Source organism: Pedobacter gandavensis (assembly GCF_014172405.1).
GTDB classification, from domain to species: domain Bacteria; phylum Bacteroidota; class Bacteroidia; order Sphingobacteriales; family Sphingobacteriaceae; genus Pedobacter; species Pedobacter gandavensis.
Genome location: NZ_WNXC01000001.1, coordinates 1,586,062 through 1,599,745, shown reverse-complemented (window position 1 = coordinate 1,599,745; position 13,684 = coordinate 1,586,062). Strand labels below are relative to the sequence as shown.

The following is a 13,684-nucleotide window of genomic DNA, read 5'->3' as shown; positions in this document are numbered from 1 at the left end:
AATATATAATTGATGATTAAGATACTTGCCAACGATGGGATTGATCCTATCGGTAAATCCTTATTGGAACAAGCGGGTTTTGTAGTAGATACAGAGACCGTAGCTCAGGATAAATTAGCCGAAGCTTTACAGAATTACGATGCAATTACGGTACGTAGTGCCACAAAAGTTCGTCAGGAACTAATAGACCAATGCCCAAACCTTAAACTGATTGGTAGAGGTGGTGTAGGTATGGATAATATCGATGTAGATTACGCCAGAAGTAAAGGTCTTGCGGTAATCAATACACCAGCAGCATCTTCTTTATCAGTAGCGGAATTGGTATTCGCACACTTGTTTACAGGTGTACGTTTCCTACAAGAAGCGAACAGAAAAATGCCGGTAGAAGGTGATACTAAATTCAATGCCCTTAAAAAGGCTTATGCTAAAGGTGTAGAATTGAGAGGTAAAACCATCGGTATCATTGGATTCGGTAGAATCGGAAGAGAAACGGCTACGGTAGCTTTAGGCTTAGGTATGAACGTACTGGCTTATGACCTTTTCCCTTTCGAAGGAAACCTAACCTTGAATCTTCAAGGTGGTATTAAAGTTGATATTCCTGTGAAAACAGTATCCTTAGAAGAAGTGATCAGCAACAGTGATTTCATCAGTTTACATACGCCATTTGCAGACAAACCTATCTTAGGTGCTGCGGAGTTTGAGAAAATGAAACCAGGTGTTGGTGTGGTGAACTGTTCAAGAGGAGGTACCATTGACGAGGCAGCTTTAATTGCGGCTTTAGACAGTGGTAAACTTGCTTTCGCAGGCTTAGATGTGTTCGATAACGAACCAACTCCAGCAGCAGCTATTCTTCAACATGCTAAGATTTCTTTAACGCCACATATTGGTGCGGCTACTAATGAAGCACAAGAACGTATCGGTGTGGAATTAGCCAACCTCATTATTGCGCATTTTAATAAATAGTATCAATAGTATTTAATGAGGTATCCTAAATATTGGGTACCTCATTTCCTTCTCCTCCTATGCCAAATATAAAGCCTTTCTGTGGATTAAAACCTGCAGCACACCTGCAATCAAAGGTGGTTACCCGCCCATTGGAAAACTATGGCTCAGGAGAAGCGCGACTCATCGCTTCTGAGAATAGTTGTAGCTTTCTGCACCTGATCAATCCCGAATTAGATAATCCTTACCTTAGAGGAACCAGACAAGAGCTGATTTTTAAGAAAATTGCCGAGAATTTTGAAGGTTTCCTGGAGCATCATTATCTGGAGAGAGAAAAGTTGCCGGTGATTTATGTGTATCAGGTAATACACGATGGTTTGTGTCAGACCGGGATCTGGACTTTAACACACATCAACGATTACCTGGAAGGGCGAATCAAAAAACACGAATCTACCGTAGAGCGAAGAGAAAAGCTATTGGCTGATTATCTACAGCAAACCGGACTTGATGCTAATCCAGTCTTGATTACCTACCATCCTAATCCTACAATTGATGGTTTGATCAAAAAATACACCGCATTAAAACCCGAGCTCGATTTCATCTTTACCGATAAAAGTGAACATCGGATCTGGGCCATTGCTGATCCCGAAGATTTAAAGGAAATGGTTGCTGCTTTTGCGAAAATCCCTGCAGTTTACATTGCTGATGGCCACCATCGTGCGGCTTCCATGGCCAAAATGGGACTACAAAAACAAGCTTTAAACGAGGGAAAGCATAATGGATCTGAACTGTACAACTATTTTACTACGGTCTATATGAATACCGAAGAAGTCAAGGTGTTGGAGTTTAATAGATTGGTTAGAGATTTGGGTTCCATTACCGCAAAAGAGTTCATGGAAGATTTAAATAACTGTTTTGAAGTGGTTCCGGTAGCGGATGCCTTAAAGCCAAAACACCTCCATGAAATCGGGATGTATTTCCGCGGACAATGGTACGCGTTGAAACCTAAGCCGGCTATTTATGATGAGCATGATCCGGTAGGCGTATTAGATGTGAGTATTTTACAGAACTTTATACTGGAGCCAATTCTTGGCATCAAAGACCCGAGAACGGATGCCCGGATTACCTTTGAAGGTGGACGTACGAAGCTGAGCGAATTGCAGGAAAAAGTAGATAATGGCTTATTTGTCATCGCTTTTACTTTATTCCCAACCTCAGTAGCTCAGGTGATTGCAGTGGCAGAAGCTGATGGCGTCATGCCACCGAAATCAACATGGGTAGAGCCTAAGTTTTTAGTCGGACTCCTTACAAATTATTTTAACTAAGGTCGTTAAACAAACCTTTTTTATAACCAAACCAGACCATTCCAACAATCAGCAGACCTAGAAAAGCAATGACGTAATAATAAAAGGTCTTTCCCTTTTCTACCATTACAATTCTTTCTCTCAAGTTCTGATTCTGGTCTTGCAGTTTTTTGATAGACACCATGTAATTCTGGATTCGTCCATTCGTGGTATTGGAGTTGATGATCACGTTTTTTACCTCCTGGTCTTTGTAATCCATCAGTACTTTAAGCTCCTTAAAAACGTTATTGTCATTCAAGACAATTTGACGGAGGATCTCATTGGAATTCTTGATGTCCTTTTTAGTTTGAAAACCAAATATCCCCGTCCTGGCGTCCAGACTCTGGTCATATTGTCCGAATCTCACGCTGCGCTCTGCCAATAAGGCGTTGATTTTCAATCGTTGTAACTGATAAGCGCTCGTATCTACTCGTATAGCCGCGGCATTTAAGCTGAAAAATCCAACAAAAAGCAGCAGTAAGCAATTTTTAATCATTTGTGTGTGTTTCTTTCTATGGAGCAAGCAAACTCCATGCCTCAGCCTTAGCTGCGAAATTGGGTTTTACCTTAGCCCAGGTGTCTCGGAAGAGGGGAGAGCATCTGTAGGCTTCTAAATGGGCCTCATCCTTCCAGTGGCTGATCGTAAAGAAGAGGTTGTCTTGTTGATGGTCTTGGAGCAATTGAACACTGCTGCAGCCCTCAAATGCTGCGATCTGAGGTTGTAAAGTTTTAAAGTTCTCCTGGAACTCCGATACAAAATCAGCGTTAAATTGCATTTTTACCAGGCGAATCAACATAGATTTAAGGTTTAAGGATGAAACTCAACTCTGATGATGTCGTTGAGGTGTAAGCCCAATAAACCACTTGCTTTACCTTTGTTAATGGCAATTTCCAAGTGGTTACTAATGCCAAAAAGACAGAGCTTTTCGCCTTCTGGAACTTCATTATAATGCCAGCTGAGTTGGGTAATCGTTTCGCTTTTTCTGAAGTATAGCGTGAAGTCCCGGTTGCGCTGTATTTTGGTGAATAATTCTTTGGTAATGTTGGTGATCACATTGGAAAAAGTATCAATATAAATGACGCTTCCACGGATGATATCCCGTTCGATTACAGGGTTTAATAACATGCGTTCTTCCACGCTGTCCGTAGGCATGCCAATGTCTTTTAACCTGCCGCCTTTAGCCAGGTGAATGGCTGCTTTTACAAAGATATCTACGAGTGGGAAATGCAGGTATTTGAGATCTTGCATGATATTCAATTCCACGATCTCTTCCGGAAGGTCCTCAAACAATAAAGAAAAAATCCCATTGTCTGCACCTACAAAATAATGATCCCTGTATTTTAACGCAATGTATCTGGTGTTTTCACTAAACACAGAATCGATTCCAATTAAATGAACCGTGCCTTTAGGAAAATAAGGGTATACATTTTTTAAAACGAATGCCGCATAAGAGATATTGAAGGAAGGAACTTCATGCGTCACATCAACAATATTGGCTGTAGGCAAGATGCTCAGGATACTGCCTTTGAGGGCAGCCTGATAAAAATCTTTTGAACCTAAATCTGTTGTTAATGTAATTATGGCCATTAAAAATTGAATATTTATTCTTAATCTTGCGTAAGCGGCAAATCGCGTACAAATATTCAATTTTTATATCAAAATATACACCTCTTAAAAAAAACAATATTTTGAACGAACTTATTTTAACATTAGAATCGGTAGATCCGGTACAGTTTTGGGGAGCGAATAATGAGCACTATGAGCTGATTAAGAACGCTTTTCCTAAGCTTAAAGTGGTGGCAAGAGGAATTGAACTGAAAGTGTTTGGCGATGAAAAAGAACTTAAAGTTTTTGAGCAGAAGTATATTCTTTTGTTGGCCAGACTTGAAAATCACCTGGGTTTGAATGCAAGTGATGTGGAAACCATCCTGGATTCCAGCGGAAAAAGGACGGTTTCTGAAAAAGGAGCGGAAAAACCTGCAAGCCCAACTGGAGGCGGTGGAGAGGTCATCGTATTTGGAACGAATGGGTTAATGGTGAAAGCCAGAACAGCGAACCAGAGACGTATGGTAGACAGCATCGTGAAAAATGATGTATTATTTGCCATAGGCCCTGCAGGAACAGGAAAAACGTATACTGCAGTTGCACTTGCGGTGCGCGCACTGAAAAATAAAGAAATTAAAAGGATCATCCTGACCAGACCGGCGGTAGAAGCAGGTGAGAACCTGGGTTTTTTACCTGGCGATCTAAAGGAAAAAGTAGATCCTTACCTTAGACCATTATATGATGCCCTGGATGATATGATTCCAGCGGAAAAATTAAAGCAATATATTGAGAATAGAACCATAGAAATTGCCCCTTTGGCATTTATGCGTGGAAGAACACTCGATAACTGTTTTGTGATTCTGGATGAGGCTCAGAATTCAACTGACCTTCAGTTGAAGATGTTTCTCACCCGGATGGGCCCTTCTGCTAAGTTTATAGTGACGGGAGATGTGACGCAGATTGACTTGCCGAAAAAGACAATGTCTGGTCTGTTTAACGCCCTGCGTATCTTAGACGATATTCCTGGTATTGAAATTGTTTACCTGACGGGGGAAGATGTAGTGCGGCACAAACTGGTAAAAAGAATTTTACAAGCCTACGGCGATATCCAATAATTAAGAACAAATAACACAACAGCTCTTTGGCAAATACCATGACAGCAATTAAAGAAACCAATTTCAGCTTTCCAAAGCAAAGCAATTTTTACAAGGGAAAAGTGCGCGACGTATACACCATCAACAACCAGTTTATGGCGATGGTGGTGACCGATAGAATATCTGCATTCGATGTGGTATTACCCGAAGCAGTGCCTTTTAAAGGGCAGGTACTCAATCAGATTGCCGCTAAATTTTTAAATGCGACCAAAGATATCGTACAGAACTGGGTAATTGATGTACCGGACGAAATGGTAACCATCGGCCGCATTTGTGAGCCTTTCAAAGTAGAAATGGTTGTCCGCGGATACCTTGCAGGCCATGCCTGGAGAGAATATAGCGCCGGTAAACGCAGTGTTTGCGGAGTAGCTTTGCCAGAAGGATTGAAAGAAAATGATCAATTACCTCATCCGATCATCACCCCAACCACAAAGGCGGCTGTAGGTCATGATGAAGACATTTCAAGAGCAGATATCCTGGCTAAAGGAATTGTGTCTGTTGAAGATTATACACAATTAGAAGCTTACACTTTAGCACTATATGCACGTGGAACGGAAATGGCAGCAGAACGCGGCCTGATCCTCGTTGATACCAAATATGAATTCGGTAAAGTAGGCACAGCGATCTTTTTGATTGATGAAATCCATACGCCAGATTCTTCCCGTTATTTCTATGCGGAAGGGTATGCTGCACGTCAGGATGCGAATGAGCCTCAAAAGCAATTGTCAAAAGAATTTGTTCGTAAATGGCTAATTGAAAATGGTTTCCAGGGTAAGGACGGACAAGAAGTTCCGGTTATGACCCCAGAAATTGTAAACTCTATTTCTGAGCGTTACATCGAGCTTTATGAGCAAATTACAGGTGATGTTTTCGTGAAAAACGAAGCTTCCAATGTAATTCAACGCATTGAAGCGAATGTCACCAAATCTCTAAATCAACTTTTGGGAAATTAATTCCAAAGTTTCTATAATTTCAGACAGCCGCCGCTAGCCTTTATTTTGGTAGCGGCGGCTGTCTTTTTTTGTTAAAATCTGCTGATCTGGATTTTTCTTAGTGATTTATTAGGGTGATTGACACCAATACCAGATAAAATTAATTACTTTAGCAATAGAAATAAACAAAACAATATCATGAAATTTTCAGTTGACAAGCACGAAAAGTATGTGGTTCTTAAGCTTAGGGAATCTAAGTTTACCAATGACAATACGCCTAAGTTAAAATCTGAGTTCATTTTATTGAACGCAGAAGGATACCACAACATTGTACTGGATTTATCCGCCGTAAAAGAATGTAATGACTCACAGGATTTAAGCAGCCTGTTGGTGGGAGACCGCCTATGTAAAAAAGCAAATGGGTTGTTTATCGTTACCGGAATTAATCCTGAATTGGCTAAAATATTAGAAATGTCTAACCTGGACCAGTCGCTGGTGATCGTATCTAAATTAGATGAGGCAACAGACCTGATCTTTATGGAAGAGATTGAAAAGGAATTGTTGGGGAGTGTAGATAAAGGTTAATGAAATTTGAGGTTACCATTTTGGGTAGCAGTTCTGCTACTCCTGTATACAATAGAAATCCAAGTGCGCAGCTATTAAACTGTAATGAGAAGTTCTACCTGATCGACTGTGGGGAGGGAACTCAGCAGCAATTGATCAGATTTGGTTTTAAAGCCAGTAAAATAGATGTGATATTCATTAGCCATTTGCATGGAGATCATTATTTTGGATTAATTGGCCTGCTTTCTACCATGCACCTCAATGGAAGGATCAAACCAATTCATATTTATGGGCCACCAGCCTTAATGGAAATCCTGGAACTCCAGTTTAAGTATTCTGAAACCATCATCAAGTATCCTTTAGAATTTACGCCGATCAGCGCAGATGTACCCAAGGTTATTTTTGAAAATTCAGACCTGAGTGTTTCCACCATTATTCTCAACCATAGAATTCCATGTACCGGCTTTACCTTTACAGAGAAGAAAAGATTGCGTAAAGTGGTGATCGAAAAATTGGAGGCTGAAAACGTTCCATTGGAATACTATCCTTTGTTGAAAAGAGGCGTAGACCTTACTTTACCAGACGGAAGAACCTTACTAAATCTGGATTATACCGTGGATTCTGATCGTCCAAGAAAATATGCTTACTGTTCTGATACACTTTGTGATGGAAGCTATTTTGAAGAGATCAAGGATTGTGATACCCTGTATCATGAAGCGACTTTCTTACATGAGCTTTTGGAACGTGCCAATCAGACACACCATACCACTGCCTTACAAGCTGCTGAAACGGCCATAAAGACTGGGGCGCAAAAGTTACTCATCGGACATTTCTCCTCCAGATATAAAACCTTACAACCGCTATTGGAAGAAGCCGTTCAGGTTTTTGAAAATACACAGCTCGCTACCGAAGGCAGTACTTTCTCTATCTAATTTCCTGTTTACTAATCAATATTTCCCGAATGCACATTCGGGATTGTATTTTAATGCCTTAATTTTAAGCTGATTGCATAGGTATTGAGCATTATTCTTAAACTATGTGTGTACATACTGACATATATGATATATTTGTGTTTCATCAATTATTATGGACATCGCTAATAAAGAAAACCTCAACGAAAAAGACAGGAATACCCAGCAAGCGCTTTTACCTTTAATTAAGCCATGGGATAAAATGGTTACCTATGATATTTACCCAACAAGGGAAATTAGTCAGGGCAGCATCAATCCGGATTTAGAAGCATTATTTAGCTTGCTGCCTGCCGAAGGAAATCTGATCATCGATGGTGACGTGGGTATAGATTGGGAGACTTTTATTGGCCAGTCTAAAGCATTTCTCGCTCCTGATTGTTCCTGGTTCCATGTCCTAACAGCTTTAAAGCCGAGCACAGTAATTGAGCAGATGCTTCATCCATACCTACATAGCGATGGGGAAAATTCCATATTTGGTAAATCTTTTAGCGGGGAGCTTCAGGATTTTTTTGATCCAGAAAAGCTGAAAGAAATACAACCCACAACAGGAAGAAACATTGTTTATGGCACCGGAGCCAGTTTGGCCGGTTGGAAAGGGACACTGATTTACCTGGACCTTCCAAAGAATGAGCAGCAGTTTCGTTCCAGAGCCGGGCGTGTACTGAACATTGGTGCGAGAGAGATCGCAGATCCTAAAATACAATATAAACGGTTTTATTTTATAGACTGGCCGGTATTGAATCGCCATAAAGCAAAGTTGTTAGCTCAGATTGCGTATTTTATTGATGGACAACATAGCAAGGTTTACCCCTGGACTACCGGCGATACCTTTAGGGCCACACTTACCGAATTAAGTGAACATGCATTTCGTGCACGTCCCTGGTTTGAACCTGGGATCTGGGGGGGGAGCTGGATGATGGATCACATTCCACATTTGCCCAAGTCAGTACCAAATTATGCCTGGTCTTTTGAATTGATTAGTCCTGAAAACGGTATCCTTATCGCCGACAAAGGCAAGCTCCTGGAATTCTCTTTTGATTGGTTGATGTTTGCGCATTCCTCAGCCATATTGGGAAGCGCAGCACTAAAGTTTGGCACCTACTTCCCGATTCGTTTTGACTTCCTGGATACTTTTGATGGAGAGCACCTTTCAATTCAATGTCATCCTTCTTTAAAATACGCACAGGAAAATTTTGGCGAGCTCATCACACAGGATGAAACCTATTATATCCTGGATCAAAAAGGGGATTCTGGTGTTTATCTGGGCTTTACTGAGGAGAGTGATCCAGCATCATTTGAAAAGGATTTGAGACAAAGTTATGAAACCGGGCTAGCGCTACCAATTGAGCAACATGTGCAATTGATTCCTGCTAAAAAACATGATTTCTTCCTGATTCCTAACCGTACGGTACACAGTGCTGGGATCAATAACCTGGTGCTGGAAATCAGTAGTACACCTTATATTTTTACTTTCAAACTGTACGATTGGGTGCGGAAAGATTTGAATGGGATGCCAAGGCCGATCAATATAGACCACGGGATGAAGAACATCGATTTCTCTAGAAAAGGGAAGAAAGTTCATCAGGAACTCATTTCTAAGCCGGTCTTACTACAGCAAACGCCTACTATGGAACATTGGCATTTGCCCACACATGCCGAACATTTCTACGATGTAGAACGCTATGAATGGGAGGGGACGCTAGAAATCGAGTCTAAAGGTCATTGTCATATTTTGATGCTGGTAGAAGGAAATCAGGTCGAAATTAAAGGCAATGGCGAAAGTACCATTTATAATTATGCGGAAACGATTGTCCTACCCGCAGCAGTAAAGTCCTATACGATGACCTATTTGGGGGCTGGGAGAGGGAAATTGGTCAAGGCCTTCGTCAAAGACGAAGCGCTATAAGGCAGGAAAACCAAAATCAACCAATACCAAATATAAACCATATGACGAACCACAAAACTTTTCTTCTACTCATCACCATGATCGCTGCACTTGGGGGATTCCTCTTTGGCTTTGATATGGCGGTGGTGAGTGGAATCATTGAGCCCTTAAAACTACAATTTAACCTGACTTCCGCCCAGGAGGGATGGTTTGTTTCCAGCGCCCTGTTGGGTTGTATTGGAGGGGTCGCATTTTCCGGCTACCTGAGTGATCAGATTGGACGGAAAAAAGTACTTTTTATCGCTGCCTTGCTCTTCTTTATTAGTGCCGTAGGATTTGCGTCGAGTGGCAGTTACACCTTGCTGATCTTTTTTAGAATCCTTGCTGGAGTAGGGGTAGGTGTGGCTTCCAATATTTCGCCGCTGTATATTTCAGAAATGTCACCTGCAAAAAACAGGGGAAGTTTGGTTACTTATTATCAATTGGCCTTGACGATTGGAATTCTACTGGCCTATGTTAGCAATTACTGCTTACAAGGACATGCCAGTGCTGCTGGTATTGTTGCAAATCCTGCTGTGCTGGATTGGTTATTTGTTTCAGAAGTATGGAGAGGTATGTTTTTAGTAGGCGTAATTCCTGCGGTGTTGTTCTGTTTCCTGATCTTTTTTGTACCCGAAAGTCCGAGGTGGCTGTTGCAGAAGGGGAGAGTTGAGGAAGCAAAAACAATTTTGTCCAGCATTCATGGCGAGAAAGAGGGAGCAATCGAAATGGCAGGAATGAACACAGGTAATGTGCAGGTGCAGGGATCATTTAAGGCCTTGTTTAATGGGCCGGTAAGGAAAGTATTGATCCTGGTGATGGTGCTGACAGCGCTGGCACAATTTAGTGGCATCAATGGGGTGATCTTTTATGGACCAACAATTTTAAAGTCTGCAGGATTTGTGACCAATGATGCACTTTTATACCAGATGATTTTGGGCACGGCCAATGTGTTGTTCACTTTTATTGCCATTTGGAAAGTAGATACCTGGGGTCGCAGGCCATTGTACCTGACGGGCGCGATGATGGCAGCAGCGGCATTGGCACTTACCGGACTCTGTTTTCTGTTCGGAATTAAAGGGATGGCTTTGGTTTCCTGCATCATTACTTTCTTATTCGCCTTCGCATTCTCGCTTGGGCCTTTGAAATTTGTAATTGCGACAGAGCTTTTTCCAACCGCAGTTCGTGGCCGGGCCTTATCAATTTGTATCATGACGATGTGGATCGCAGATTGGCTGGTTAATTTAATGTTTCCATTGATGAGAGATGGACTTGGGATTCCGGCAACCTTCTTTATTTTCGCCTTCTTTTGCCTGTTCACCTTTTGGTATGTGAAGAGAAATCTGCCGGAAACAAAGGGGCAGTCGTTGGAAGAAATTGAAAAAGACCTGATACGTTAGGAGCGGAGAACCTGATCAAATTTAGCGGAGCAGCAGGAGACTGCTTTACCAAATGAAGCCAGATGACCAATGTCAGTCTGGATATAAACCAAAAAAAGCCTTTCAGTATGAACTGAAAGGCTTTTTGTAAATCAAATAGGAGTTGGCCAGTTTTAACCGGCTTCTATTTGATGCTTATTTATCTTTTTTAGCACCACCCCCAAAAACGGAGAAGTGTACATAACGTTTAGGATTTTCTTTTAAGTCGATAATCAGCTTATCCAAATTGCTGGAAGCATTAGTCAGATTGTCATACATTTTTGTATCGTTGATCAATAAGCCTAAAGTACCTTTTCCTTCATTGATCTTTCCAACAATACTTTGTAAGTCCGCCATAGATTTGTTGGCATTGTCAATGGTTTGTTTGAAGTTCGCAGCTGCTACCTGATCAGTCACGGTATTGATGTTGTTCAGGATGCCATTGATCTTTTCATTGTTATTTTTAAGGTTATTCGTGATCGCTTCTACATTGGATAGGATAGAGGAGATTCTTGAACCTTCAGAACCTACTAAATGGTCAACTTTCTTAGACGTTGCTTCCAAAGAAGTCAAGGTAGCTGCAATACTGTTAAAGCTTTTGTCTACGTTTTTCTGGAAGTTAGGGTTAAGAATGGAATTCACACTGGTTAAAATAGAATCCATTTTAGCAATGATCAACTCCGCTTTCTTTTGAACCGGTTGCACAGTTTCTAAAATTCCTTTAGCCACATTCGCATTCAGCGTATCTCCATCTTTGGCGAATACATTACCGGTTCCTAGTGCCATTACAATAGCTTTACCACCTAAAAGATCGATGCTTTCTAATCTGGCAATACTATTACTTGGAATTTCATATTTCCCTTTAATCTTTAAGGTAGCGATAATGGTACCATCAGGTTGCAGGGTTAAAGCATCTACACGGCCAATCTGGTAACCATTAATTAAGACAGGTTTAGAGACACCCAGACCATCTACATGAGAATATCTGGCATACAATACGGTTTCGCTGGAAAAGATGGCGTTGCCTTTTAAAAAGTTGTAGCCAATGATTAATAAGGCTATAGAAAAGGCTGCTAATATGCCTACTTTGGTTTCGTTTGCTATTTTCACGTATCTGTCTTTACTTAATTTACTTCTGTTTGTTTTTTATATTTCTTAACCGCATCGAAAATTGCATTTACAATCTCTGCCTGACCGCTTGCGGAGTTCATATAATTTTCCTCTGCGGGATTAGAGATAAATCCGATCTCTGTAAGTACAGCTGGCATTCCAACCCTTTGTAGGATTAAAATTCCCTGCTCTTTTACTCCTCTGTTTACTCTTCTATTCTCGTTTGTGTAGTTGTCTTGAATCAACCTGGCTAATTTTAGGCTCTTATCCCTAAATGTATTTTTAAACAAAGATAGTATAATAAATGTTTCAGGATCATTGGGATCGTATCCATCATAGTTTTGTTTATAATTTTTTTCCAGCTTAATGTCGGCATTTTCTCTGATGGCAACATCTTGTTCGTTAAGGCGATGCGTACCGGCAACGAAGGTTTCTGTTCCACTGGTACCTGTGTTTTTTACATAAGCATATTTTGGGATTCTTTTACCGTTTTTGCCTTTTGTATACCCGTCTACCACTCTGCGGTCTGGCATGGAATTACAGTGAATAGAAATAAAGATATCTGCTTTTGCATCATTGGCAATTTCGGCTCTTTTATAAAAGTCGACATCCACATCTGTTTTTCTGGTGTAAAGAATTTTTAGGTCTGGCATGTCCTCTTCAAATTTCTTACCCAGCTTAAGGGCTACCTGAAGGGCAACATTTTTTTCTACGGAATAGGATCCGGCAGCGCCTGGTTTACCACCACCGTGACCGGCATCGATGACAATGGTTTTAACTTTGTATCCTTGGGAAAAGGCAAACTCTGAACTTATAAATAATAAAACGGCAAATAAGAATACACTTCTTTTCAATCTCATCGGGCTTAACTCTTAATTTTTACTTGTAATCTAATTATCCTTCTACCTTGTGCTGATAGCTCACTATGGCCTTTAAAAGGCAATTGGTAATTTCTATTTGCCCGGCTTCAGAGTTCATATAATCCTCTTCGTCGGGGTTGCTAATAAATCCTATTTCTGTTAAAATTGCAGGCATACCTGCTCTTGCTAAAACGGCCAGACTTTTTTCCTGAACACCACGGTTTACTCTGCCTACATGTACATATTCATCCTGCACCAATTTCGCTAGTTTTAAGCTTTGGGTGCGGAAGGTGTTCTTCATCAAAGATAGGATAATATAATTCTCTGCATTATTTGGGTCAAAGCCTTCATAATTCTCTTTGTAGTTTTCCTCTAAAAAGATGGCTGCATTTTCTCTTTTGATCACCTCATCCTGCTCATTGATCCTACCCATACCTGATACAAAGGTTTCCACACCACGTGTCGAAGTACTTTTTCGATATACGGTTTCTGTAATCGGAATCCGTTTTCCATTCTTACCTTTACGAGAACCGGTTACCACACTGGAGCGGATCATAGGCATATCATTACAGTGAATCGAGATAAAAAGATCTGCTTTTGCATTATTGGCAATCGCAATGCGTTCATAAAGCGGAACAAATACGTCAGTTGACCGCGTATAAATTACTTTTACGTCTTTCATATTGGCCTCAATCGCAGCACCAAGACGTAAGGCCGTTTTTAAGGCAACATCTTTTTCAGTCGAATAAGCCCCTCTGGTAGAGCCGTCTTTCCCCCCGTGACCAGCGTCTAATACGATGGTTTTTATTTTATATTCTTGCGTAAATCCCTGATAACTAGTGGTTGTAGCTATTATCATGGAAATAAATACGATCAAAATTGCATTTGGTCTAAGCAATGGCATATTTTTCATTAATTTT

Annotated in this window: 14 protein-coding genes; 8 read left to right on the top strand and 6 right to left on the bottom strand. The window is 40.8% G+C overall.

The genetic code is table 11. The features are described 5' to 3' along the window. Positions 1-12: 12 nt before the first annotated feature. Together GM920_RS06450 and GM920_RS06445 are read left to right on the top strand one after the other, a co-directional pair. The gene (locus GM920_RS06450; RefSeq protein WP_182954627.1) at positions 13-963 is read left to right on the top strand and encodes a D-2-hydroxyacid dehydrogenase; all 951 of its coding nucleotides are present in this window, start codon (positions 13-15) and stop codon (positions 961-963) included. Between the two features lie 59 nt (positions 964-1,022). Next, positions 1,023-2,267 carry a DUF1015 domain-containing protein gene (locus GM920_RS06445; RefSeq protein ID WP_182954625.1) on the top strand — a complete coding sequence of 415 codons (1,245 nt, stop codon included), beginning with the start codon at positions 1,023-1,025 and terminating at the stop codon, positions 2,265-2,267. On the opposite strand, the gene GM920_RS06440 is transcribed toward GM920_RS06445, so the two are convergent. From GM920_RS06440 to GM920_RS06430, 3 genes are read right to left on the bottom strand one after another with little or no spacing between them, the layout of a single operon-like run. Then, a complete protein-coding gene (locus GM920_RS06440) occupies positions 2,260-2,781 on the bottom strand; it encodes a hypothetical protein (RefSeq protein WP_182954622.1) in 522 nt (173 codons plus the stop codon). The genes GM920_RS06445 and GM920_RS06440 overlap by 8 nt on opposite strands. Before the next feature lie 16 nt (positions 2,782-2,797). Next, positions 2,798-3,082 (bottom strand): putative quinol monooxygenase, encoded by a 285-nt coding sequence (locus GM920_RS06435; RefSeq protein WP_182954619.1) that lies wholly within the window; start codon positions 3,080-3,082, stop codon positions 2,798-2,800. An 11-nt stretch (positions 3,083-3,093) separates the two neighbouring features. Beyond that, entirely contained in the window at positions 3,094-3,873 is a 780-nt protein-coding gene (locus GM920_RS06430) for an SAM hydrolase/SAM-dependent halogenase family protein (protein ID WP_182954617.1), read from the bottom strand. A gap of 101 nt (positions 3,874-3,974) precedes the next feature. Between GM920_RS06430 and GM920_RS06425 the strand changes: the two genes are divergently transcribed. The 6 genes from GM920_RS06425 (at position 3,975) to GM920_RS06400 (ending at position 10,776) form a co-directional block, all read left to right on the top strand. After that, complete coding sequence (locus GM920_RS06425; protein ID WP_182954615.1) at positions 3,975-4,946, top strand: PhoH family protein; 972 nt, start codon at positions 3,975-3,977, stop codon at positions 4,944-4,946. 38 nt (positions 4,947-4,984) lie between these two features. Further along, the gene (locus tag GM920_RS06420) at positions 4,985-5,938 is read left to right on the top strand and encodes a phosphoribosylaminoimidazolesuccinocarboxamide synthase (protein ID WP_182954612.1); all 954 of its coding nucleotides are present in this window, start codon (positions 4,985-4,987) and stop codon (positions 5,936-5,938) included. A 177-nt stretch (positions 5,939-6,115) separates the two neighbouring features. Beyond that, positions 6,116-6,502 carry an STAS domain-containing protein gene (locus GM920_RS06415; protein WP_182954610.1) on the top strand — a complete coding sequence of 129 codons (387 nt, stop codon included), beginning with the start codon at positions 6,116-6,118 and terminating at the stop codon, positions 6,500-6,502. Beyond that, on the top strand, positions 6,502-7,413 hold the full coding sequence (locus GM920_RS06410) for a ribonuclease Z (protein WP_182954608.1): 912 nt from the start codon (positions 6,502-6,504) through the stop codon (positions 7,411-7,413). Before GM920_RS06415 ends, GM920_RS06410 begins: the two co-directional genes overlap by 1 nt. Before the next feature lie 154 nt (positions 7,414-7,567). After that, positions 7,568-9,358: a class I mannose-6-phosphate isomerase gene (locus tag GM920_RS06405; RefSeq protein WP_235964451.1), complete on the top strand. Its 1,791-nt coding sequence runs from the start codon at positions 7,568-7,570 to the stop codon at positions 9,356-9,358. Further along, positions 9,322-10,776, top strand: a complete 1,455-nt coding sequence (locus GM920_RS06400; protein WP_317171511.1) for a sugar porter family MFS transporter — start codon at positions 9,322-9,324, stop codon at positions 10,774-10,776. The genes GM920_RS06405 and GM920_RS06400 overlap by 37 nt, the downstream gene beginning before the upstream one ends. Positions 10,777-10,950: 174 nt before the next feature. On the opposite strand, the gene GM920_RS06395 is transcribed toward GM920_RS06400, so the two are convergent. The 3 genes from GM920_RS06395 to GM920_RS06385 are packed head-to-tail and all read right to left on the bottom strand — an operon-like array spanning position 10,951 to position 13,677. Further along, positions 10,951-11,904 carry an MlaD family protein gene (locus GM920_RS06395; RefSeq protein WP_182954603.1) on the bottom strand — a complete coding sequence of 318 codons (954 nt, stop codon included), beginning with the start codon at positions 11,902-11,904 and terminating at the stop codon, positions 10,951-10,953. A 14-nt stretch (positions 11,905-11,918) separates the two neighbouring features. Beyond that, complete coding sequence (locus GM920_RS06390; protein WP_182954601.1) at positions 11,919-12,764, bottom strand: N-acetylmuramoyl-L-alanine amidase family protein; 846 nt, start codon at positions 12,762-12,764, stop codon at positions 11,919-11,921. A 34-nt stretch (positions 12,765-12,798) separates the two neighbouring features. Then, on the bottom strand, positions 12,799-13,677 hold the full coding sequence (locus tag GM920_RS06385; protein ID WP_394367951.1) for an N-acetylmuramoyl-L-alanine amidase family protein: 879 nt from the start codon (positions 13,675-13,677) through the stop codon (positions 12,799-12,801). Between the last annotated feature and the right edge of the window lie 7 nt (positions 13,678-13,684).

Coding starts and splice junctions, on each gene's coding strand:
- GM920_RS06415 (WP_182954610.1), top strand. CDS start 6,116: ATGAAATTTTCAGTTGACAAGCACGAAAAGTATGTGGTTCTTAAGCTT.
- GM920_RS06405 (WP_235964451.1), top strand. CDS start 7,568: ATGGACATCGCTAATAAAGAAAACCTCAACGAAAAAGACAGGAATACC.
- GM920_RS06450 (WP_182954627.1), top strand. CDS start 13: ATGATTAAGATACTTGCCAACGATGGGATTGATCCTATCGGTAAATCC.
- GM920_RS06420 (WP_182954612.1), top strand. CDS start 4,985: ATGACAGCAATTAAAGAAACCAATTTCAGCTTTCCAAAGCAAAGCAAT.
- GM920_RS06410 (WP_182954608.1), top strand. CDS start 6,502: ATGAAATTTGAGGTTACCATTTTGGGTAGCAGTTCTGCTACTCCTGTA.
- GM920_RS06435 (WP_182954619.1), bottom strand. CDS start 3,082: ATGTTGATTCGCCTGGTAAAAATGCAATTTAACGCTGATTTTGTATCG.
- GM920_RS06440 (WP_182954622.1), bottom strand. CDS start 2,781: ATGATTAAAAATTGCTTACTGCTGCTTTTTGTTGGATTTTTCAGCTTA.
- GM920_RS06430 (WP_182954617.1), bottom strand. CDS start 3,873: ATGGCCATAATTACATTAACAACAGATTTAGGTTCAAAAGATTTTTAT.
- GM920_RS06445 (WP_182954625.1), top strand. CDS start 1,023: ATGCCAAATATAAAGCCTTTCTGTGGATTAAAACCTGCAGCACACCTG.
- GM920_RS06385 (WP_394367951.1), bottom strand. CDS start 13,677: ATGAAAAATATGCCATTGCTTAGACCAAATGCAATTTTGATCGTATTT.
- GM920_RS06390 (WP_182954601.1), bottom strand. CDS start 12,764: ATGAGATTGAAAAGAAGTGTATTCTTATTTGCCGTTTTATTATTTATA.